This window comes from SAR86 cluster bacterium (assembly GCA_023703575.1).
Lineage (GTDB): Bacteria > Pseudomonadota > Gammaproteobacteria > Magnimaribacterales > Magnimaribacteraceae > Magnimaribacter.
The window spans coordinates 898,463-922,173 of record CP097969.1; the positions used below are offsets into that span (position 1 = coordinate 898,463).

A 23,711-nucleotide genomic window follows, 5' to 3' on the forward strand; every position below is an offset into this window, starting at 1 on the left:
TAAGAAAGATTAATTTAACAATTTACTTAGAGCTTGGAAAGGTAATCATCAAAAAATTTATAGAAAAAAATTCAATTAAGTTAAGGATTAAATATCATCAGGTAAAATATTACCTATTGTGATACCTTCATTGTCTGGAATGTACCAGATAGGTGAACTCCAAGCTCTTTCTTGTATCGTGGCAGGAAGGTCTGCTCTGGGAATCTCTCCAGATTTTATTGCATCCCATGACGACCATCTACAAGTAGGATTTTCTAAAACTCGCACATAATAAAAAGCTTTCAAGTTTGGATCAAAATCAGGATCTTGCCATACTGCTTTAAGTTCGTCGGCACCCAAATTTTTAGATATCCTACAGTTATTTAAGTTAACCTTAGCTCGAGTATCCCTACAAAGTTTTGTCTTTGAATCAGGCCTTCTGCCATCTGCGCATGCTACGTCATATATCTTTTCGTGAGGCTTTCCACTCAACTCAGTCCATCCTTTAATTATCTGAACCCTGTCTAAAGGTGCCCTTTTTATGTCTCTTAATGCCCAAACCATGAATTGAGGAATTTTATTCTCAGACTGAAATAAATCAGAACCCATTGTTACCCCATTTAAGTATGCATAATTTATAGGATCTTCCTTATTAAAGACATCATCTATTTCATATCCTCCAAAAAATCTCACTTTAATTCTGCTTCCGGTTGTAGCAAAAGTTTCTTTTCTTCTGAATGCGTTATAGATAGATTCTCTGGTGTTATCTTCAGCCCATACAGCTGCAAGACCAGATGCACCCCATTCAGTATAGCCTGTATCAATATATTCTTGACCACCAATTTCTTTATATCCATTAATAATTACATTCGCTCCGGAGCCTTCTATTTGCTCTTTAAAAGATTTCGTAAGAGGGGCTGCACCTCTCAATTCTGGTGTACCATCGAGAATACCTATTTTTGAATGGAAATCTGATTCCTTATCAGATATTGCCCCAGTATGAGTATCGCTCGCACCCACAAGACCAAATTTATAGGGATTTATTTTATATTCAGAATCTAATGAAAGGCCCCTTAAGTAAGCGTTCCTTACATAACTGCCTGTTGGGCTAGAATAAAATGGAGATGCTACTCTATTATTCATAATTCCAAAATCTGCCCATTTATCTCCTGGTGAAAGAAGTGGATGAGTATCCGATGTCCCCTTAACTTGCGTAATCTCGACTAATGGTTCGTTTCTCATTCTTTTCGAAGCATAGTCATCGTCCATTGGATTTCCTGCCCAATCTACAAGTTGGAACATTTGTCCATTTGATCCATTTGAGTTATGAGGAATTGCAAGACTTTCAACTCCAAGGTTTCTTAGATTATCCATCCAATCCCATAAATCCTCAGGATTACTAGAATCTATGATTGAGAAAGGCTGAATGGGAGCCTTGTTATCTCGGAAAATAACATTTCTATGAAGATTACTTTGCCCTGGGCCACTTGAAGTAAATTCATATGCTATGAACGTAGTAAATTCTCCAGGGTTGTTATGCCTTTCAGCAGCTTCTGCTATATCTCTCCAAGCAGTGTGATGAGTTTCTCTATCGTATGCCCTTGTCCCATAAACCGTGTCCTCCTGCAAATAAGCACCAAGCATTTTTATAGGATTCTTTGAGGGTTCAATTAATTCATTTGTTATTAGGTTAGCGAATAATCCAGCTCGCCTAACAAATGTGTTCGTGTTTAAATTTTCAGGATCATTTAATCCATGAAGATCTGAAGCAAAATCTAACTTACCCGGTCTAGAAGAGGGATCCGCATATGCCGGCAACATCCCCAGCCAAGCAGCATGATCTGTAACAGCATAAAAATCCAAAGGATCATCAAGTTGCATGTCGAATCCCAGAGGATGTTTAATTGCACCTCCTTTAGCATATCTGTATGCATCATCAGGTGATGCGGTTGTTCCAAATATAAAGGCATCGAAAGAATACATTGTGTGAACATGAAGATCACCAAATAAAGCATCTTTATTCTGATTACTTGAAATTTCTTTGATCCTTGGGGTTTTTTCTATAGAGAAATCTACAACATCATCTTTTATGGAAAAAATATTATTTGCACCTAAAATAAAAATTATTGCAGCAAATAAAAGAGCTATCAGAAAGGTTCTTATTATTACGCTCATTCAATTCTCCCCAGTATTGATTGTCTTTAAATATGAGAATTTATGTTCCCACGAAAAGCCTATATTTCAAACATTTATTATTAAGTATTGTAAAAAGTCGTAAATACTGTATATTTATACAGTATGAAAGATATATATAGAAAAAATAAACATTCAGGCCAGCCGATGGCAGTAAAAAGCATTGACACAATAGAGTTTACAGAGACATTCAATTATCTGTGGATAGATAGATTGATAACCTCGTTATACATAGTCTTATCAGTTTCATTGACCATCATTTCTTTTGCATTAATGCTAGGCATTTCCATTTAATAAGATTACCTGAATAGTTTTTATCCTGTTATTCTCTTAATATGAATTTAGAGGATATCTTCTTCCCTTTCTTATTTCTTTGGTCAACAATTGCTGTTCTAGTTTTTATCGCCTTGTTCTATAAAAATGCTCCTTATGGAAGATACTTTACTTTAGATTCCAATTACAAAATTCCTTCTAGAATTGGATGGATTATTATGGAATCTCCAACAATAATTGGAATGCTTATATTTATAGTCCTATTTCGCAACAAAATAGGACAAACTGAAATCATCTTTTGCTTATTATGGTTATCTCACTATATTCATAGAACAATGATTTGGCCTTTCAGGGCACAATTGAAAGGTAAGTCAATGGCAGTTGGCGTGGTTTCTATGGCCTTATTTTTTAATTCAGTAAATATCTCTTTGCAATGCATATGGATATTTATATTTGGAAATTACAGCGACGACTGGCTGATATCCATACCATTTATATTTGGCATAATTTTATTTTTTTTGGGCATGGCCATCAATATTAAATCAGATGATATATTGATTAAATTACGCAAAAATAATGGTGAAGGTTACTATTCTCCTCAAGGCTTCTTGTATAAATATATAAGTTGTCCAAATTATTTTGGAGAGATTATTGAGTGGCTTGGATGGGCAATTCTTACTTTAAGTCCTTCTGGTTTAGTTTTTTTTATTTGGACATTTGCAAACTTAGTTCCAAGAGCTAGATCAAATCATAATTGGTCTAAATCTAATATCCCTAATTATCCAAAGAACAGAAAAGCGATATTTCCTTATATTTATTAATCAAGGTCATACAAATCCGCTTGTTTCTTATTAAGACAAACTTTATTCTATGATAATTATTTATGTAAAAGGAGATATTCATGGATCTAGAATACGGACCTCAATATGATGACTTTAGGGCTGAGGTTATTAACTTTGTAAAAGAAAATGAAAATACAAAATTAACTGGACCTGCAAGAAGTGAGAGTAGAGTTGCATGGCAACAGAAATTGATTGACCACGGTTACTTCGCAAGATCTATACCCAAAGAGTATGGTGGTTATGGCGGAGACATGGACATAATCAAATTAAGAATTATCGCAGAGGAGTTTGCTAAATCTCCAATTCCTAAGCCAGCTGGAGGTCAAGGTATTCAAATGCTTGTTCCGACTTTATTATCTTTAGGCACAGAAGAGCAAAAACAAAAATATATTAAACCCACCCTAAGAGGTGAAATATTATGGTGTCAGGGTTATTCAGAACCAAATTCAGGAAGTGATCTAGCGAGTTTGCAAACTAAGGCAGAACTTGATGGAGATGAATGGGTTATAAATGGACAGAAGATTTGGACTAGTACTGCACATCTCTCGCAAATGTGTTTTATCCTAGTTAGGACGGAACCAGATGCACCGAAACATCAAGGAATAAGCTATCTTCTCATGCCTATGGATGCTGAAGGTATCGATAGAAGACCGATTAAGCAGATGACTGGAGATTCAGATTTTAATGAACTATTTCTTACTGATGTCAGAATACCTGCAGAAAACATTGTCGGAAAAAGAGGAGAAGGTTGGAAAGTTGCGAATGCAACTCTTGGACATGAAAGAGGCTCTTTAGCAGATCCAAACGTAACTCAGAATAGATTGAATTCTCTCATTGATCTTATGAAGAGCGAAACTATAGATGGTCAAAGGGTAATAGATAAACCAATATTCAGAGATAGACTTTTATCCATTCAAGGAAGATTGATGGCCCAGCAATCAAATGCTCTTAGAATTCTTTCCTCTCAAATTAATGAAGATCAAGATGCAAACTTAGCAAAATCTATTGTTAAGCTTCAAGGAACTGAATTGAGACATGAACTTGAGGGACTAGCGATTGACGCAATGGGTGAATTAGGAACACTTTATGAAGATAGTCCACACTTAAGAGACGAAGGAGCTTGGCAAATGACGTATATGTATTTCCTTGGTCTGATCATAGGTGGTGGAACAAATCAGATACAAAAAAATATTATCAGTGAAAGAGCTTTAGGAATGCCTAAAGAACCAAAAATTCAAGGAGCTTAATTATGTATTTTGGTCTATCTGAAGAACAAAAAAGCCTAGAAGAAAATATCCAAAGATTTCTTTCTGACAATGCCTCTTTGGACATAATCAAAGCAGTGGCAAATGGAGATGAAGATAAAGCTAAAGAAGTTCATAAAGGTATCATTGAACTTGGGCTAAGCGGCCTAATTGTTCCAGAAGAATATGGAGGATTAGAACTTAATATGCTTTTTGCAACCGTTGTTTCTGCTGCTTTAGGCTCAGGAACGGCGCCCGTACCTTTTGCAGGATCTTATATTATGTCGCCTATGGCTATAAATTTAGCCGGCAATGCAGAGCAAAAAAATAATTGGCTGCCAAAGATAGCTGGAGGTGAAGTTCAAGTTGGAGTAGGTATCTCTGAGTATGTTGGTGCAAGAGAAGATGCAGGGATAGAATTTACCAATGGAAAAGTTAGTGGAAGATCTCTTTTCGTTATAGATGGTAAGGGTGCGGATGCCTATATTCTTGCGAATAAATCTGGTGAACTCTATCTAATTGATAGCAACAATTCGGGTATTGAAGTTGTAGAGCTAACAACCGTGGATAAAACTAGAACCTCAATTGAATTAATACTTAATGATGTGGATGCAGAATTCTTAGAAGGATCGAAGGATAAGGCTATTATAGAAAAGGTTTTAGATGCAGGAAGGCTTATGTTAGCTGCTGATACTGTTGGAGCTGCTCAAGTGATGTTAGATAAATCTGTAGCTTATTCGCTTGAAAGAAAGCAATTTGGAAGGCTAATCGGTTCATTTCAGGCAGTAAAACATATGTGTGCCGAAATGGCCGCTGATCTTGAACCTTGCCATTCAATGATATGGCATGCCGCCCATTGCCAAGATAATGTACCTGAAGAGGCAAGACTAATGGCATGTCAAACCAAGGCACATATATCGGAGGTTGGAAAACAAGTGTCCAAAACCGCAACTGAAGTCCACGGCGGTATGGGTTTTACTGATGAGCTAGGTTTACATTATTGGTTCAAGAGAATTGGACTTAATAGACAGCTTCTAGGATCTCCTGAACTTGTCAGAGAAGAAGCTGGTAAATTACAAGGATTTGATCAGTAAAACTAATTAGTTAGCCTATAAACTTTTTCTGCCGTTCCATAGAAAAGGTTGTGTTTATCTTGTTCATCAAAGTCTTTAACCAGTTTTTTATAGGCATTCCATATCACATGGTAGCTAACTGACTGTTTATCTACAGGGAAATTACTCTCAAACATACACCTTTTAGAACCGAAACAATCAATGGTATAGAGATAATATCCAGATTGTTCTGTGATAATGTCGTCCGACGAGGCAGGATATTCATTTTTATGCCAAGCCCAACCATTAACTGGCATAGCTAAACCTCCCAACTTTGCATAAACATTTTTACATTGACTTAACTCGTAAATATCTTCCTTCCATTGCTCAAAAATCTCTTCTCTTTTTCCTTCATAAGGACCTATACCTAAAGGACCACCAAAGTGATCATGAATGATAATAAGATCAGGTAAGTTTTTAGCCAATTTAGTTAGATCTGCTATTTGATTATGATAATGCCAAGTATCGAAGACTAGATTCATCGAAGATAATTCTTGTAATCCTAACTGAAAATCATCTTCAAGATAAATGTGAGGTGTTGGATGGGAGTGAGCATTTTTTACCCTCTCATCTTCATCCCATCCGCCAGCATGTCGAATTCCTCTGAATAGGCCCTCACCTCTCTCTTCATGTAACTCTAAAACTTCTCTAACGGATGTGCCTAACATCATATTGGCATGCCCGATAATACCGGCAATTTGGGCCTTTAACTTGTTTTTCTCGGCTTCTTTTGCGATACCAACAACAAACTCTGTTTCACCGACTGGCTTAAATTGTTCTGGGCCACTCGTGTAATATTCTTGACCACAATCAATAAAAACTGTTTTTTCAATATTATGACCGCTTGACGTATCTCTCCATAGATCTTCAAGCATGTATCTATAAGATTCTTTAATACCAGGGGGGTTTTTAGGACCTTTCCAGAGATGATGATGAGGATCTATTATTGGTCTTTCAGGATCAATTACATCTTCTTTTACTCTATCTATCCATCCTTCTATTTCATGAATCTTCGCCATTTTAATCTTCCAAAATTGTTTGCAATGCGAATCCAAATATATCAGCTATTTCATCTATTTGCTTATCTCGTGAAGTTCCTGCTCCATGACCGGCTCTAGACTCTACTCTGAGTAAAATAGGGTTAGAGCATGATTGCAGATCTTGAAGTCTAGCTGCAAATTTATATGAGTGTGCGGGAACCACCCTATCATCTCTAGACGAAGTGGTAATTAAAGTAGTGGGGTAACACATATCTTGTTTGATATTGTGATATGGCGAGTATTCTAATAGATTTAGAAAATCTTCTTCTTTTTCTGGTTCTCCATAATCACTTTCCCAAGCCCACCCAATTGTGAACTTATGAAATCTAAGCATATCTAAAACACCTACTTGAGGAATTGCTACTTTGAATAATTCAGGGTTTTGAAGCATTGTTGCCGCGACTAGTAATCCACCGTTTGATCTTCCAAGGGAAGTAGTAGTGTCTGGAGATCCTATGTTTTTGGAATGTAAATATTTTGCTCCATATGCAAAATCATCGAAAACATTTTGCTTATTCAAAAGCATTCCTTCTTTATGCCATAAATCTCCATATTCTGATCCACCTCTCAGATTGGCTACTGCCAGAACGCCACCCGATTTAATCCACATATAAAAGGTTTTACTAAAGTAAGGAAGAATTGGAATATTGAAACCCCCATATCCATAAAGTAAAACTGGAGTATCCTTGTCTATTTCTAAATCTTTTGTATGGGCTAAGTGAATAGGAATTTTTGTACCATCTTTTGATTGATAGAAATCTAATTTACTCACATAGTTATTTATATTTAAATTATTGATAGTAGTTTCCCAATACAAAGAATATTCGAGCGACTTAAGGTCTAATTCATATATACGTTGAGGGGAAGTGAAGTTTGAAAATTCAAAATAGGTTGTATTGCTGTCAAATCTTCCACTGAAGCCTGATAAGGTCCCAATGTTTTCATAAGGTAATTCTTTAAGAAATTTTCCTTGAAGATTATAAAATTCAACTTGAGATATTGTATCTTTAAGGTAATTAATGATTAGTTTATCGCCAGCTATAGAGGCACCTGAAATCGGGTAAGCTTTTTCTTCTATCAATTCTTTCCATTGAAACTTCTTATCTGAAATATTAAGAGTAAGAATTTTGCCATTTGGGGCATCTAAGTTAGAAAAAAACCAGAGTGTTTCCGCATCACCCCCAAGAAATCTATAACTTGCCTCAAATTTATCAATTAAAGGAATAAAATTAAGGGATCTATCCACGCTGATGTAAAGAAAATTTCTTTCGTCTGTACCCTCCCCTATGGACAAAACTCTGTAGTCACCTTTTTCAGGAACATTTATAGACCACGAAAAATCAGGATTTTGTTGATCTTCATAAATAAGCTGATCTTCGAGTTGGCTTTGTCCTAATTTATGGAAAAATAATTGAGGACTTCTATTAATATCTGATAACTCTTCATCGGGTTGGCTATATTTTTGATAATAAAAGCCTGAACTATCTGACTCCCATACAGCATAAGAAAACTTAGACCACTCAATAAGATCATCTGTTTCTCGATCATCGTCAATATTAAAAACTTTCCATTTACGCCAATCAGAGCCACCATCAGAGATAGAATAAGCAAGGTATTTACCATCTGGACTAACGCTAATATCAGACAAAGATATAGTGCCATCCGATGAGAATTTATTAGGGTCCAGTAGAACTTTGGCTTCACAATTGTCACAAGCCTTCATCATAAAGACAGCTTGCTGTTGCTCTCCATCATTAAAATAATAAAAAGTTTTATCTCCTCTTTTAAAAGGTATGCTGATATCTTCAGTGATCCATATTTCCTCAAGTTCTTTTTTTATTTTTCTTTGATATTTATTTTCAAGAAAAGTATTTGTGAGCTCATTTTGTTTATAGACCCAAGCAGAAGCTTCTTCGCTGGTAAAGTCTTCTAACCAACGATAAGGATCAGTGATAGTTTTTCCAAAAATTACTTCTTGGATGTCATCCTTTTTTGTTTCCGGATATTGCATATATTTGTTCTCTGAGACACACCCTATAAGTAAGATAAGGCATAAATAATTTACTACTCTTATCAATATAATCCCCATTAATTAATATAATAAGTATAAAACAAAATATCCTTTAGGAATCGTATGACTAAATTAATTTGTAAAGCGTTCATATTTGCATTTATCACAATCTCCTCCTCTGTTTATGCAGATCAATTAGATGATAGTTACATATTGGGATTTGGTTCTTGCATAACCGAAAAAAGAGATCAACCTATATGGAAAGCTATAGAGAAAGAAAATATAAATGAATTCTTTTTTATGGGAGACAACGTTTATGGTGATACTAAAGATGGTCTCCTAGATGGAATGAGAGCTTCATATGACAAACAAAAGAAAATGTTTCCAGAATGGCTCTCTAATAAAAAATTAAATGCAATTTGGGATGACCATGATTATGGAAAAAATGATGGTGGAACTGAATATACCCTGAAAGATGAAGCTCAGAGACTATTTTTAGAATTTTGGAATATTGATGCTAATGATCCGAGGCATAAAAGAAAAGGAATTTATTTTAATGAAGAAAAAATTATATCTGGACTAAGAGTTAATCTTATTGGGCTTGATACTAGGTATCATAGATCCCCGCTGGATCAACAAAGCAAACCCTATTATCCTTCAACAGATACAACGAAAACCATGTTGGGAGATGAGCAATGGGCGTGGTTAGAAAAGGTTTTAAATAACAAAAATGATCTTAATATCATCGTTTCATCTATTCAAGTCCTGCCAACAGATCACATATTTGAAAAATGGCATAATTTACCGCATGAAAGAAAAAGATTAATTGATTTACTAAACGCGCAAAGTAAACCAACAATTATCTTATCTGGAGATAGACATAAGGCTGCAATCTATAAAAAGGGTAATTTAATAGAAATGACATCCTCATCAATGAATAAACCAGTTTCTAAGCCTCTTTCTTTTTTCTCTAATCTTATCTTTAGTGAGAGCGATAAATACCTAATTAGCGACATCTATGAGTCAGAAAACTATGGTTTAATCATTTTTAATGATGATAAGAATGTTGAGATAATACTCAAAGATTTAGATGGCGTAACGATTTCAAAATATAAAGTGATGTAAAAAAAGGCCCTTTCGGGCCCTCTTTTAAAGTTCTCCTCTTTGAATACGATTTGTTGTCAAAACTCTAGAGTTTCCGCACTCCACCATAGAGTTCATCTTCATAGCTTCATCAGTTAGAGCGAGGTTTTCACCATAATTATCTACCGCAAATCCAAAATCTTCCATTGAACTTCCGTAAAGGGAGTAGACGAAATCATAATCTATTGTTCCAGCTCCTGCAAAAGGAAAAATCATTTTTCGTCCTAGGTTGTCCCCCATTGATTTTGCCTTTGCATCAAATTCTTTATACGCATCGAACATGTCCCTAGCCGTTACACCTTCATTCATTTTGCAATCAGAGAATCTTACAATTCCATTATCTGAATCAGTATTAGCTGGAGATGATATAGGCCACTGTATTGTGTCTATAACACGTTCATTTGTTACTGGAAGTGTACTAAGCATATCCGTGCCTACTTCTAACCATGTTTCTAGAGAAGTATATTGCTCTTTGGCATTTGGAATAATATTGAGCCATACATAATCAGATTCAGATATAGAATCATCAAAATATGTGCTCATTATGACTGTAGTAGTAGATTGTCTCCAATTATTCTCCGCACTCCAATCAACAAACATTTCTCCCCAAGAAACTAGAGCATCCATGTCCTTTCCTGAATTGAATTTTCCAATATAGTACTCAGCCTTATTTGGTTCTGGCTGATATTTATAGTCAGCAGCAGTCAAAAAAGCTGAAATTGAAAGAATAAAAATACTTAAATACTTCATAAAACCTCCTTATATATTTAATTAATATTTATTATCCTTATTCAATAATTAAAGTCTGTAATTAATTGTGAATATTTTGTCACAAATTAAATTTTAGTTACGTTTTATGAGAAAATGGAGATAGTTATTATTTATTAAACAATCTTGGAGAGATAATTATGAATGGAACAACTGAACTGGATTTGTGGAACTTACTACAAGTCTCAAATATGTCTAATGGAATACAATTTTTGGGTATAGCTTTTCTCGCTTGGGTGGGGTTGAGAATTTCTTCATCAATCTACAATAGTGGTGATTCTAATATGCTAGTAAAAGTATCTGGAACAGTATTTTGTCTTATCATTGCGTATTTCATGTTATTCAATTTTGGCTTATCTGCCTGGAACTTAGCTGGTACAGCTGCAGCAATGTCTGCATTAACTGAACCACTTACTCCTGCAGCACAAAATTTTATTGCCTTTGCAGAAGCTAATGGTAGCTCAGAAGGATTCTCAATTGTGCCTAATGTAGCTCAAGGATTATTGATATTATCTTTGCTATTAATACAATTGGGTGGTATCTGGATGACAAAAAAATAATACCTTTTAAAAAAAGGGAGCTTTTAGCTCCCTTTTTTTGTGAAAGTGATATCTCTTGTATAGTATGTAACAAAGAGGAATATTGAATATGGCAATCAAAATTTACAGTACTGAGGGGTCAAGAGGAGTTAGACCAATTTGGACCGCAGAAGAGATGGGTCTAGATTATGAAATAGATATGATGCCCTTCCCTCCAAGATTTTTAAAACCAGAATATTTGGAAGTAAATGTCCTAGGAACTATTCCTTGTATGATTGATGGCAATACCAAAATGACAGAATCTGTAGGTATTAGTCAGTACTTAGTAGATAAATATGGTCCAACTGATTTGAAAGTTAATGTAGATGAAGAAGATTATGGGGCCTATTTGAATTGGTTAACTCATGCAGATGCTACTCTGACTTTTCCACAAACAGTATTCATTAGGTACACCCTGCAAGAACCAGGTGTGGCTGACGCAGCTGCAGAGGGTTATAAAAGATGGTTTGTATCTAGACTTAAGCTTTTGGAGGCTACCCTTAATGATAGAGAATATCTCTGTTCGAATAGATTTACGATTGCAGATATCTGTGTGAGCTACGCCATTTATTTAGCCGGGACATTAGGTATAGAACAAGCATTTAAACCTAACATTAAAAGATGGACTGATATGCTATTTGAAAGAGAAGCCTTTAAAAAGATAATAGCTTACAAATATGATGGGCCTGGACCTTCCGGTCCTGAAGAACTCAAGTAATCATATGGAATCCAGAACACTTCAGTGTGAGTTCTTAAGTGATGATATGTCTGGAGTTAAATTAGTTCAGAGAGTCATTCCGGAAGCAGGACCAAGAGAAGTCCTAATAAGAGTTAAAGCTAGTTCGGTTAATTTTCCCGATTACCTAATGACTCAAGGAAAATATCAACACAAACCAGAACTCCCTTTTGGTCTAGGCATGGAAGGTTCAGGAATAATAGAAAAAATAGGATCAAGTGTTGAGGGTTATGCAATTTCAGATGAAGTAACCTTTGGAGCTCTTGGTCAGGGAGCTTTTTCAGATTATGTTCTTGTTGATGAGAGAGCCATAAACCCTAAACCAAATAACTTAACCTTTGAACAAGCCGCTGCATTTCACACTGCCTATCTAACTGCATATGTTTCTCTTGTCAGAAGAGGAAATCTTACTAAAGGAGAGGCACTTTTGGTCCATGGCTCTACAGGCGGAGTTGGCATGGCTGCAGTCCAGTTAGGAAAATATCTTGGAGCAACGGTTATAGCAACAGGGACCTCAGAAGAAAAATTAGAATTTACAAAAAAATGGGGAGCAGACCATACCCTCCTAACACATAAAGATAATATTGTAGATTTTCGCGATGAGGTGAAAGACATTACTAATGGTAAAGGTGCAGATGTTATCTATGACCCAGTTGGTGGTGATGTGTTTGATCACTCAATACGCTGCATAAATTGGGGTGGAAGACTTTTAGTTGTTGGATTTGCAAGTGGACGTATACCTAACCTTCCTATAAATATGGCTTTGATTAAAGGCTTTTCAGTTATTGGAGTTCGAGCTGGTGAATATGGTCGTAAAGATCCCAAAGCAGGAATAGAGAATAATAATGCTATCAGAAAAATTTGTGAGGAAGGTCATTTTTCTCCTTATATATGCAAAGAATTTGATCTTAAAGAAGCAAAAGATGCTATTAAATTTTTATCTGAAAGGAAACTCGTAGGCAAAGTAATAATCAAGACAAACTAGTTATCTTCTAGTTGAATTAGCAATTTCCGTAAAATCTAAATTCGGGTACTCAAAAGAATAAGTTTGAGATAAATAATCGCCTACTTCCTTTCGCCAATCGAAGTGCAATCCCAATTCAACAATCGGTGGTGCAATTATGAACTTTACCTTATAAATATCTTCTCTTTTCCCCGGAAGTTTTATATTTAGAGCATAATGCAAATTATCCGACATATTTAAGTGAGGAAGTAGCTTTATAGATTTCTTTTCAGAAGTAATCTGATTTGTAATTTCTGCTGAAATATCAAGATAAGCTACAAATCCACCTAGAGGCGCTCCTGGAGGTGCAGATTCATTCCAATTTGCCAAAACTTCTATATGAATATCAGAGTCTTCCTCGTTACCAAATTTTGCAGATGGATATACTTCATCTTTTATAGCGGCCTCGAAAACAAGAGTTATACCAGGAGATATTTCCTCTTTAGAAATTATCATTTCTGGTAGATCAGCAATTATATTCTTAGATATAAGGAAGGTGAGGGCCAAAAAAAGAAATTTTTTCATGATTTCAATAAAAGAATTTTACTAATATTTGTAAGGTCTTGAAATTTCAAGAATCGGTGGCTTTTGATCTTTTCCAACCCATAGAAAATGATGAGAGACCATGGCAGGCTCTACATACTTAGGTTTACTTAAGACTTCTAGATCATTTTCTTTGCAATAAGCGTCAATCTCTTCTTCGTGATAACTTACGAGATAGACTTTCTCATTATCTTTATCTTTAGTAACACAATAACTAAACATACTATTATTTTATAACTTTACGCATAATATTGGCTCTACTAATTCCATATATTTTGCGTATTCAATTTCAAGCGTTGTTTTGTTAATTCTTAAAACAACTATCAAATCTGTTTGAGATGTGTCTGTAAACTGACCTACTTCAAAATATTCTTCTTGAATTGAAAGGTCCATTGTCAATTGTCCCTTCTTTAATATTTGAACTGCTTTTTTTGTCTCTGTTCCCAGCAACAAACTAAAAGTATTAATTCTTTCACTATTTTGACTTTGAGTTTTACATTCTAAATTTATCATCTCCGACCTTAAGGAAGATGAAATCAAGATTATCAAAATTAAACTTAAGTACTTCATTATTTATAGGTACAAAACTCCCTTCTAGGACATTTTCCTAATTTTGATCTCATCTCTTCTTCATTTATTTTGTCTAAACTCTTCTCTGCACCTGCATAATTCTCATAGTTATCGCATTGTAGCTGCCTTCTTTGCTTCTCTTGGAAAATCTGTTTTTGTACAGAAAGTTTTTCATTTAATTCTAGTGAAGAATATTCAATATCAGTATCTGGAAAACAAAGAAATAAATTATCAGCACTTTCTATAGATGAAATATTTGTTCGTAATAAAGAACAAGAGGCTAAAAAAGCAAAAATGATTATTAGAGCTATTTTCTGCATTTCAATAAAGTGCGCTTATTAAGAAAAATAAAACTGAAGGCACAAGTAAACAACCAACTGCAGTGTAAAAAGTAGCGGTCATAGCTCCATAAGGAACTAGTTTAGGATCAACTGCAGCCAAACCAGCGGCCACACCGCTATTTGTTCCCATTAATCCTCCGAAAACCATTGCTGATTTTGGATTATTAAGACCGATGCGTCCTGCAACTAAAGGGGTAATAGTCATCACCAAAATTGATTTAACTAAACCAGCAGCAATACTTAGTGCAATTACTTCGCTCTCAGCTCCAATTGCAGAACCAGTAATTGGTCCTACTACAAATGTCACAGTACCTGCTCCTATGGTTGTAATGCTTCTTGGATCATCATATCCAAAAGAAATCGCTACAAGCGCTCCAAAACTAAAAGATAATACTACTCCAAATAATAAAGAAAATACTCCTGCTTTGCCGGAAGATCTCAAGTCATTGAAGTTAGCTCCATAAGCTGTGGCAACGATAGCAAAATCACGCAACATGGAGCCACCAAGAATACCTACCCCTGACAGTATTGCAAAATCTGCAACTCCTTTTTGACCATCTGTAAATAATCCTGCTGAATAAGCAAAGATCAAGCCGAGGATAATTGCAATTGCGGATCCGTGGAATCGACCACCAGTGAAATGATTGGAGAAAAAATAAGATAAATAGACAATCAATCCTACAAAGACAAAGGCAGTAATAAGATTGTTACTTATAAGAACTTCGTTGAGTATCTCCATCTACTTTCTCTTAAAGTTAGAAATTATTGGAACGAAAATAAAAGAAACTGCGACAACTAATAGACCTGCCATTAGAGCCATAAATCCACCATCAATTGCACCAACTACATTTTGTTTTGCTGCCATTGCAACTACTATCGGAATATAAATCATACTCCAAAAAGTAATTCCTTTTTCAGATACGTTTCCTATCTCGAATCTTCCTTTGAAGAAACTTGTAGCGCACATTAAAAGAAACATTGCTATCCCAATGCCACCAACATTAGCGTCGATACCGAATAAAGATCCAAGTAACTCGCCTGCAAATAAACCAAGTAATGTACAGACACCAAGTAAAGCTATTCCGTAAATAACCATATTTTTATAAATAATTAAGTATGAGTAGAGAAATGCTTAAAGAAATTCCTACTAAGATAATAAATATTCTCAATAATTGATTCGGTAATATTTCAGTGAGTTTTGCTCCCATAAACCCTCCTAAAATTGAGAAAAACATCATATAAAAAACAAATGACCAAACTATAAAATTATTTAAAAAAAATACACTTACAGAAACGAGAGTTATAAATAATGATAATAAAGACTTTATCGCTGAGAGCTGTTTTAAAGAAAAGTCTTTATCTATTGAAAGAACAGATAACAACGCCAAACCAAGTCCTCCATTGAAATATCCACCATAGGTACTTACAAAAGACAGGCCAATTTTTTGATATACGCCTCTAGGGCTTTGAGATTTCTCTCGCACATTTTGTGGATTAATTATAAATAATAGAGTTGCCATAAAAATTAAAAAAGGCAAGGCCTTTGTAAAAAATTCATCGGATGTATTTATTAAAAAGAAAGCCCCGCAGACTGAAAAAATTGTTACTAAAAATATCAAAGGCATTATTTTATTCAGGCTGATGGTTGCAAAAGTTTTCTTGAACCCTGCCACAGATCCAAAATACCCCGGCAATATCGCTGCTGCACTGGTGGTATTGGCTAAGACGGGAGATATACCAACATACAGTAGTGCTGGAAGTGTTATGAAGCTGCCTCCGCCAGCCAGAGAATTTAGACCTCCTGCAAAAAATGCAGCTAAACAGACTAAAAATAAACTTGATAGTTCCACATCAACCTTTAGAGACCTTCAACAATAACTAAGTGTCTCTCGGAGGAAATTGAAGAATACTTTAGTGCCCTTTTATATTCCTCTGAATTATATGCATCTTTCGCACTTTGAAGAGAATCAAATTCTACAACTACTGTTCTATCATACGAAGATCCTTCGTATTTTACTTGCTCCCCACCTCTAGCTAAAAATTTACCTCCATATTTTTGTATAGCTGGTCCTGCAAGTTTTATGTATTCCCCGTAAGTTTCGCTGTCTGTAACGTGACATAATGTTATCCAGTATCCTTTCATAGTTGACTCTTAGTCTAAAGAACAGGCCTTAAAGGTCAAATTTAGAGTTATTATGATTTAACTTGTAATCTTTTGGAGTGAAGAATTGGCTCTGTATAGCCACTCGGTTGAGTTCGTCCTTTCACAGCTAAATCTAGTGCAGCAGAAAAAGATATCCCATTAAAGTTAGGGCCCATTGCAATATATTCAGGGTCCCCAGCGTTTTGCTGATCAACTACAAGTGCCATTTTTTTCATCGTCTCTTCAACTTGGTTTTCTGTAATAAGATTGTGATGTATCCAATTTGCTATATGTTGACTCGAAATTCTGCACGTGGCTCTATCTTCCATCAAACCAACATTATTTATATCAGGGACCTTGGAGCAACCTACCCCTAAATCTACCCACCTGACAACATAACCAAGTATGCCTTGGCAATTATTATCAAGTTCAGTTTGTATCACTTCAGGTGTTAAGCTTTCAGGATTTTCCAGCAATGGAATAGAAAGAATATCTTTTAAATCAGCCCTTGGTCTGGATGCTAATTCCTCTTGACGTTCTGAAACGGAAACTTTGTGATAATGAATAGCATGCAAAGTTGCGGCAGTGGGAGATGGAACCCACGCACAATTTGCACCAGCTTCAGGATGCGTAGATTTATTTTCATACATTCCTAACATCTCATCAGGCATTGCCCACATTCCTTTACCTATTTGCGCCTTACCTTTGAACCCAGTCTCAAGACCAATATCAACATTCCAATCCTCATAAGCAGCAATCCAAGATTGCTGCTTCATCTCTGCTTTTGGTACTACAGGCCCAGCTTCCATGCTGGTATGAATTTCGTCACCCGTTCTGTCTAAGAAACCTGTATTTATAAATATAACTCTGTCACTTGCCACTCTGATGCATTCTTTAAGGTTAACAGTGGTTCGTCTTTCCTCGTCCATAATGCCAATTTTTACGGTTAGAGGATCTAAGCCCAATTCCTGTTCTACTTTTGCAAACAAATCACACGTAAACTTAACTTCTTCAGGTCCGTGCATTTTTGGTTTTACTATATAAATACTTCCAGTTCTTGAATTTGATTGTTTTCCTTCCTTTAAAAGATCATGCTTGCCTATACAGATAGTAAACATGGCATCCATAATTCCTTCGGGGACCTCATTATTGTTTCCATCGAGGATTGCAGGATTTGTCATTAAATGACCGACATTTCTCACCAAAAGAACACTTCTTCCGGGAAGAGTAATTTCTTGACCATTTTTGTCTGAATAATTTCTATCCTCATTCAGAGTCCTTGTCATCTCTTCTCCGCCCTTAAAAAATGTTTCTTTGAGATCTCCTTTCATTAAACCCAACCAGTTCCGATAACCTAAGGATTTATCTTCCGCATCTACAGCCGCAACAGAATCTTCAAGATCTTGTATGGCAGTTACAGCCGATTCAACACAAATATCCTTTATGTTTGCAGGATCATCTTTGCCTATAGAGTCTTCAGAGTCGATTTCAATTTCTATGTGTAAGTTATTGTTTTTAAATAAAATACTACTAGGATTATCAGAGTCTCCTGTAAAACCTATAAACTGAGATTCATCCTTTAATTCAGTAAAAGATTGATCGCTGGTACTTATCTCAAGACTTCCCTTATTTATCTTAAAGCCTGTTACATCAGCGTATTTTCCTGAAGATAATGGTACAGACTCATCTAAGAAATTTTTTGAAAATTCTATGACTTTATTTCCTCTAACAGGATTATAAGGTCCTGATTTTTCAGCACCTTCCTCTTCCGAAATCATATCTGTTCCATAAAGAGCATCATAGAGACTACCCCATCTTGCATTAGTAGCATTTAAAGAAAACCTTGCATTCATAATAGGTACGACTAATTGAGCACCAGCAACGAGTGCGATTTCTTCATCTACATTTTGAGTGGTTATTTCAAAATCATCTCCTTCTTCCAATAAATAACCTATTTCTTTTAGGAAATTTACATATTCATCATGATTATGTGGAGAGCCTTTTTTTGAAATGTGCCAATTATCGATTGTTTTTTGAATCTCAGTCCTTTTTGCTAAGAGTTCCTTATTGCGAGGACCAAACTCATCAAGAACTCGCTCAAAAGATCCCCAAAAAGCATCGGGGTTAATATCCAAACCTGGAAGAAGTTCGTCTGTTAAAAAATTATCAAGTTCTTGTGATACCTTCAGACTACCATGTGTAATTCTTTTTGACATTTATTTCCTTATCTATCGTACTTATGTATCTATGAAAGTACGAGGAATATTACAGTGATAAAGGGCATATATAAATAATATTTTTTTTAATGATATTTTGCGATAGCATAGCGAATCAATTCAAAAGATTAAGGGGAACTAAATATGCCAACTATAAATGAAGTGACTACTTTAGAAGTTAAAGATGAAGTAGCAGTTTTAACTTTGAACTCACCTCCAGTAAATGCCTTATCGGCAAATGTAAGAGAAGGCTTGAATAATGGTATAAGCGATGCTCTAAAAGATGACTCCGTAAAATCAATTGTCATTATATGCGATGGAAGAACTTTCATAGCTGGAGCGGATATTACTGAGTTTGGTCAAGCCCCTAAAGGGCCTTCACTTTATGAAGTTCAAGATATGATAGAAAACTCAACTAAACCTGTAATAGCTGCCATACATGGAACTGCCTTGGGTGGCGGCTTAGAAGTTGCTCTTACTTGTCATTACAGAATAGCTGTTCCTTCAGCAAAATGCGGTCTTCCAGAAGTTAATCTAGGTTTACTTCCAGGCGCAGGGGGCACACAAAGACTACCTAGAATTGTAGGTGCCCAAAAAGCTCTTGTAATGATGACTAGTGGAGAGCATGTCCCTGCCAATGAATGTCTCGATATGGGCTTAGTTGATGAACTTGCCAATGAAGCACAGTTAGAAAATGATGCTATTTCTTTTGCTAATAAGATAGTTTCTGAAGGTAGACCATTAGTGAAGGTTAGAGATGCAGATGAAAAAATTAAATTAGATAAGGGAAATGATGAACTTTTTTCTGAATTTAGAAAATCAATTTTAAGAAAAACTAGAGGATTTTTAGCTCCTGAATACAACATCCAATGTGTAGAGGCTGCAGTTAATCTTCCCTTCGAAGAAGGCATTAAAGTTGAACAAGATTTATTCATGAAACTCATGACAGGTTCTCAATCTGCAGCTCAGAGATATATATTCTTTGCTCAAAGGCAAGTTACAAAAATTCCTGATATTGAAAAAGAGACTCCTTTAAAAGAAATCAATTCAGTAGGTGTGATAGGCGCAGGAACTATGGGTGGTGGCATCTCAATGAATTTTGCCAATGTTGGTATCCCAGTAACAATTATCGAGCAGAGTCAGGAAAGATTAGATAAAGGCTTAGGCATTATCAGAAAAAATTATGAGAACACAGCTGCAAAAGGTCGCATCTCGAATGAACAAGTCGAAGAAAGAATGGCTCTCATAAATGGTCAAACTTCTCTAGATGCTCTTGATTCGCAAGATCTTATTATTGAAGCTGTATTTGAAAATATGGATCTAAAAAAAGACATATTCAAACAATTAGATGGTATATGTAAAGATGGTGCTATCTTGGCTTCAAACACTTCTGCATTAGATGTGAATGAAATTGCTGCCGAAACTAGTAGACCTGAAGATGTAATAGGGCTTCATTTCTTCAGTCCAGCTAATGTTATGAAACTCTTAGAAATTGTTAGAGGTGATAAAACATCTAAATCAGTTGTAGCGAGTTCGCTAGCAATAGCTAAAAAGATTCAAAAGATTGCTGCTGTGGTAGGTGTATGTCCTGGGTTTGTTGGAAATAGGATCCTTGCTCAAAGACAGAGAGAGGCCAATAAATTGATACTAGAAGGCGCCCTTCCCTGGGATATAGATGATGCTTTATTTGAATTTGGTTTTCCCATGGGTCCTTTTGCTATGTCTGATCTGGCTGGTCTAGATATAGGCTGGAATAAAGAAACTTCTAATGGAGAAACTCTAAGAGATGTTTTATGCGAAGCAGGAAGATTAGGCCAAAAATCAGGAAAGGGTTTTTATGTCTATGACGAAAATAGAAATAAATCACCAGATCCAGAAGTAGAAGCACTAATCAAAAAATTTGGAGAAGATAGACAAATCCAAATGAGAGAGGTTTCAAAAGAAGAAATTCTTCAAAGATGTCTGTATCCAATGATCAATGAAGGATTCAAAATCTTAGAAGAGGGCATGGCCATCAGAGCAAGTGATATAGATATTGTATGGACTAATGGTTACGGATGGCCCGTGTATGAAGGAGGCCCTATGTTTTATGGCAACCTAGTAGGTTACGACAAAGTGCTTGATTGGTTACAAAAAGCTGAAAAAGAGTTGGGTCCTGAATTTAAACCTTCACCATACCTAGAAAGGGTTGTAGCTGAAAAAATAAATATTCTTTAGGAATTAAATGTGAATGAACTTACCCAAAAAAGTGCGGGAGAACTTGCGCACCTTATCAAAAGAAAAGAAGTTTCCAGCAAGGAAGTGGTTGAAGCTCACTTAGATAGAATTAAAGAAGTTAATCCAGAAATTAATGCCATAACAGTAACACTTGAAGAATCAGCACTCGAGATGGCCGCAAAAGCCGATAGTTCTAATACCGATATCGAGGACAAGCCTTTTCATGGTGTTCCCATTACCATAAAAGAAAATATAGATTTTGTTGGAACTCCAACTACGAATGGTCTTCCTCTTCTGGCTGAATCTATGCCTCCTAGAAATGCTCCTTTGGTGGATAGAATGTTAAATGCCGGAGCAATTCCAATTGGCAGGACGAATATGCCTGAAATGGGCATGCGCTTAGATACAGATAATCCGCTTAGAGGTAGGACCTTTAACCCTTGGAATAAGGAAATAACACCAGGAGGTTCAAGTGGCGGTGAGGGTGCTGCTATTGCTTCAGGGATGAGTCCTTTTGGAATAGGAAATGATATCGGCGGTTCATTGAGAAACCCAGCCTATTGTTGTGGCATCACATCTATAAAACCTTCGATAGGCAGAATCCCATTTGTCAGAACCATAGCCCCTTTTGAGGATATGGGTATATCCGGTGCTTTTTTAAGTGATGGACCTATGGCTAGGTCTGTAGAGGATTTGAGAATGGGATTATCGGTTATGTCAGGTAGACATATAGATGATCCTCAATCAATCAATAGTCCGTTAATTGGTGATTTTCCAATCCAGCCAAAAGCAGCCTTAGTTAAAAAGGTAAGTGATATCGAATTACCAGAATCTACACTAAGAGAAATAGATAAAGCCGGTGAAGTTTTGATATCGGAAGGTTGGCAAGTTGATGAAGTGGAGGCACCTGAAGTAGAGAGAGTGCATGAAATTTGGGGAACTATCTTAAATCAAGGTTTGATAGAAGTGCTACCAGAAGAAATATTTAAACCGGAAACAGTTGCATATCTAAAAAGAACCAATGAGGCTAATTTATTGGAGATGACACTTGATCAAGCCTTACTTGAAAGAAGAAGATTAAGAAGATTATGGTCAGCTTTCTTAACAAAATATACTGTCTGTATTGGGCCTACTTGGTCTAATTTACAATGGCCAATTGATACCGACCTAGATCCTGATAAAGGAGACGAAGCATTAAGACAGAGTTTTATTTTTATTGCTCCAGGAAACTGCTTAGGAATTCCTTCCGTTGCATTGCCAATGGGAGTGGATAATGGTCTACCTACAGGTATTCAGATTTATTCAGAATTATATAGAGAGGATCTGTGTTTAAGTGCAGCTGAACTTATACAAAAACAAGTTCCATGCCCTACTCCTATTGATCCAGTCTAGTCGTATACAACCTTTTCAAGGATAAGACTTAAATCACTTACGCTTTGCCTATAACGATCCTCGTGTATACGCTCATTATTACCATGTATGCCTGAACTTTCATTTCCTTCGTAAATATAAGTATTAAATCCATAGCTGGCTATGCCTATACCTCTAGAAAATCTACTATCTGTAAATCCTGTGCTTACAGATGGTGAGAGTTTTGAACCAGGGTAATTCGTACTTATAAAGTCCTCAATTGCTAGATAAAGCTCGGAGTTGGTAGGCGATGAGCCTGGAAAACCTAACATAAGAGGTTCAACCTCAACTCCAGTATCTTTTATAAGATCCTCTATCTGTTGTATAAATTCTTCAGGTTTATTATCCGGCAATATTCTGCAATCTATTTCCGCCCATGCCGTGGGAGGAACTACATTTATTTTTACACCTCCATTCATTCTTGTAAGCGAGCAAGTATTTCTAGTTAATGCATGAGAAGAAGGCGAAAATTCTTGCAGCTCCTTCATAAAGATTGGATCCTGGATCATATTCTTAATATCCTTATATTTGCTTTTAAAAGGTTCTTCTAATCCATCAGATCTATCTGAAAATACTCTATCAACTTCCGGTATGATTCTAGGATCAAAAGGACTATTCCATATGATATTCAAAGCTTCTACTATTCTTGAAACTGAACTTGTTGTCCTTGGTGAAGAGCCGTGACCAGGCTGATCTACAGAATTAAGTCTTAGCCAGACAGGAATCTTCTGAGTTACCTCGATGCTAAATCCAATCCCATCTTTTGATCTAAAGCCACTACCGCCTTCATTCAATAATAATTCAGCACCTTCAAAAGCTTCTGGTCTATTCTCAACAAGCCATCCCATTCCATACTTTCCACCAGATTCTTCATCAGCTGCTGCTATATAAATTATATCCCTATTGAGAGACTTGTTTGATCTGTGCAGTTTAAGAAAGTTGGCTAAGTGCGAGATGCCTAATCCCTTCATGTCTAAAGCGCCTCTACCCTGTATGTAACCATCTACTATCTCACCAGATAGAGGATCAAAATCCCAATATTCTTCATTTGCTGGTACAACATCAGAATGATGTAAAAGGATAAGAGCTGGTTTATCACCTCCCTTTATTCGCGCCCAGATATTTCCTCTTGTAGGGGCACTTTCTGCAGAATCATATTCAATACCTTCTTCATCGAATATTTTTGCCAAGAAATCTACTGCTCTTGATTCATTACCCGGAGGGCTAATGGTATCTACTTTTAGGTATGCTTGAAGCAATTTAACCGCTTCATTTTCTAAGTCTTCATCTGCAAGAGTTAAGGCAGAAAAGACATAAAGGGTGAGTATCGAAAAAATTATTTTTATCAT

At 35.9% G+C, this 23,711-nt stretch carries 23 protein-coding genes; 9 read left to right on the forward strand and 14 right to left on the reverse strand.

The window, feature by feature from the left end; genetic code table 11:
- Positions 1-87 precede the first annotated feature (87 nt).
- Positions 88-2,154, reverse strand: a complete 2,067-nt coding sequence (locus M9C83_04500; protein URQ65920.1) for a DUF3604 domain-containing protein — start codon at positions 2,152-2,154, stop codon at positions 88-90.
- Between the two features lie 353 nt (positions 2,155-2,507).
- On the opposite strand from M9C83_04500, the gene M9C83_04505 reads away from it, so the two are divergent.
- The 3 genes from M9C83_04505 (at position 2,508) to M9C83_04515 (ending at position 5,625) form a co-directional block, all read left to right on the forward strand.
- Positions 2,508-3,266 (forward strand): DUF1295 domain-containing protein, encoded by a 759-nt coding sequence (locus M9C83_04505; protein ID URQ65921.1) that lies wholly within the window; start codon positions 2,508-2,510, stop codon positions 3,264-3,266.
- Between the two features lie 80 nt (positions 3,267-3,346).
- Positions 3,347-4,534 (forward strand): acyl-CoA dehydrogenase family protein, encoded by a 1,188-nt coding sequence (locus M9C83_04510; protein ID URQ65922.1) that lies wholly within the window; start codon positions 3,347-3,349, stop codon positions 4,532-4,534.
- A 2-nt stretch (positions 4,535-4,536) separates the two neighbouring features.
- The gene (locus M9C83_04515; protein ID URQ65923.1) at positions 4,537-5,625 is read left to right on the forward strand and encodes an acyl-CoA/acyl-ACP dehydrogenase; all 1,089 of its coding nucleotides are present in this window, start codon (positions 4,537-4,539) and stop codon (positions 5,623-5,625) included.
- 2 nt (positions 5,626-5,627) lie between these two features.
- Here M9C83_04515 and M9C83_04520 read toward each other — a convergent pair whose 3' ends face one another.
- Both M9C83_04520 and M9C83_04525 read right to left on the reverse strand, forming a co-directional pair.
- Entirely contained in the window at positions 5,628-6,662 is a 1,035-nt protein-coding gene (locus M9C83_04520) for an amidohydrolase family protein (GenBank protein URQ65924.1), read from the reverse strand.
- A 1-nt stretch (position 6,663) separates the two neighbouring features.
- The gene (locus tag M9C83_04525) at positions 6,664-8,694 is read right to left on the reverse strand and encodes a prolyl oligopeptidase family serine peptidase (protein URQ65925.1); all 2,031 of its coding nucleotides are present in this window, start codon (positions 8,692-8,694) and stop codon (positions 6,664-6,666) included.
- 123 nt (positions 8,695-8,817) lie between these two features.
- On the opposite strand from M9C83_04525, the gene M9C83_04530 reads away from it, so the two are divergent.
- Positions 8,818-9,819, forward strand: coding sequence for an alkaline phosphatase family protein (locus tag M9C83_04530; protein URQ65926.1), 1,002 nt, complete (start codon positions 8,818-8,820; stop codon positions 9,817-9,819).
- 24 nt (positions 9,820-9,843) lie between these two features.
- Here the strand turns inward: M9C83_04530 and M9C83_04535 are convergent, their stop codons facing one another.
- Positions 9,844-10,587, reverse strand: a complete 744-nt coding sequence (locus M9C83_04535) for a hypothetical protein (protein URQ65927.1) — start codon at positions 10,585-10,587, stop codon at positions 9,844-9,846.
- 158 nt (positions 10,588-10,745) lie between these two features.
- On the opposite strand from M9C83_04535, the gene M9C83_04540 reads away from it, so the two are divergent.
- From M9C83_04540 to M9C83_04550, 3 genes are all read left to right on the forward strand, one after another.
- The gene (locus tag M9C83_04540) at positions 10,746-11,165 is read left to right on the forward strand and encodes a hypothetical protein (protein URQ65928.1); all 420 of its coding nucleotides are present in this window, start codon (positions 10,746-10,748) and stop codon (positions 11,163-11,165) included.
- A gap of 88 nt (positions 11,166-11,253) precedes the next feature.
- Entirely contained in the window at positions 11,254-11,901 is a 648-nt protein-coding gene (locus tag M9C83_04545; GenBank protein URQ65929.1) for a glutathione S-transferase family protein, read from the forward strand.
- A 4-nt stretch (positions 11,902-11,905) separates the two neighbouring features.
- Positions 11,906-12,904 (forward strand): NADPH:quinone oxidoreductase family protein, encoded by a 999-nt coding sequence (locus M9C83_04550; protein URQ65930.1) that lies wholly within the window; start codon positions 11,906-11,908, stop codon positions 12,902-12,904.
- Here the strand turns inward: M9C83_04550 and M9C83_04555 are convergent, their stop codons facing one another.
- From M9C83_04555 to M9C83_04595, 9 genes are read right to left on the reverse strand one after another with little or no spacing between them, the layout of a single operon-like run.
- Positions 12,905-13,447, reverse strand: a complete 543-nt coding sequence (locus M9C83_04555; protein ID URQ65931.1) for an iron transporter — start codon at positions 13,445-13,447, stop codon at positions 12,905-12,907.
- Between the two features lie 21 nt (positions 13,448-13,468).
- Positions 13,469-13,687 (reverse strand): hypothetical protein, encoded by a 219-nt coding sequence (locus M9C83_04560; GenBank protein ID URQ65932.1) that lies wholly within the window; start codon positions 13,685-13,687, stop codon positions 13,469-13,471.
- 9 nt (positions 13,688-13,696) lie between these two features.
- A complete protein-coding gene (locus M9C83_04565) occupies positions 13,697-14,035 on the reverse strand; it encodes a hypothetical protein (GenBank protein URQ65933.1) in 339 nt (112 codons plus the stop codon).
- Complete coding sequence (locus M9C83_04570; protein URQ65934.1) at positions 14,035-14,355, reverse strand: hypothetical protein; 321 nt, start codon at positions 14,353-14,355, stop codon at positions 14,035-14,037. Before M9C83_04570 ends, M9C83_04565 begins: the two co-directional genes overlap by 1 nt.
- 1 nt (position 14,356) lies before the next feature.
- Positions 14,357-15,115, reverse strand: a complete 759-nt coding sequence (gene madM / locus M9C83_04575; protein ID URQ65935.1) for a malonate transporter subunit MadM — start codon at positions 15,113-15,115, stop codon at positions 14,357-14,359.
- Positions 15,116-15,472, reverse strand: a complete 357-nt coding sequence (gene madL, locus M9C83_04580; protein URQ65936.1) for a malonate transporter subunit MadL — start codon at positions 15,470-15,472, stop codon at positions 15,116-15,118.
- Positions 15,473-15,476: 4 nt separating this feature from the next.
- Positions 15,477-16,226: a sulfite exporter TauE/SafE family protein gene (locus M9C83_04585; protein ID URQ65937.1), complete on the reverse strand. Its 750-nt coding sequence runs from the start codon at positions 16,224-16,226 to the stop codon at positions 15,477-15,479.
- A gap of 8 nt (positions 16,227-16,234) precedes the next feature.
- Positions 16,235-16,519, reverse strand: a complete 285-nt coding sequence (locus M9C83_04590; protein URQ65938.1) for a DUF1330 domain-containing protein — start codon at positions 16,517-16,519, stop codon at positions 16,235-16,237.
- 50 nt (positions 16,520-16,569) lie between these two features.
- A complete protein-coding gene (locus tag M9C83_04595; GenBank protein URQ65939.1) occupies positions 16,570-18,735 on the reverse strand; it encodes a malate synthase G in 2,166 nt (721 codons plus the stop codon).
- A gap of 144 nt (positions 18,736-18,879) precedes the next feature.
- Between M9C83_04595 and M9C83_04600 the strand changes: the two genes are divergently transcribed.
- Positions 18,880-20,952 (forward strand): 3-hydroxyacyl-CoA dehydrogenase NAD-binding domain-containing protein, encoded by a 2,073-nt coding sequence (locus M9C83_04600; protein ID URQ65940.1) that lies wholly within the window; start codon positions 18,880-18,882, stop codon positions 20,950-20,952.
- A 9-nt stretch (positions 20,953-20,961) separates the two neighbouring features.
- Positions 20,962-22,344 carry an amidase family protein gene (locus M9C83_04605; protein URQ65941.1) on the forward strand — a complete coding sequence of 461 codons (1,383 nt, stop codon included), beginning with the start codon at positions 20,962-20,964 and terminating at the stop codon, positions 22,342-22,344.
- Here M9C83_04605 and M9C83_04610 read toward each other — a convergent pair.
- Positions 22,341-23,711 (reverse strand): M20/M25/M40 family metallo-hydrolase, encoded by a 1,371-nt coding sequence (locus M9C83_04610; GenBank protein URQ65942.1) that lies wholly within the window; start codon positions 23,709-23,711, stop codon positions 22,341-22,343. The genes M9C83_04605 and M9C83_04610 overlap by 4 nt on opposite strands.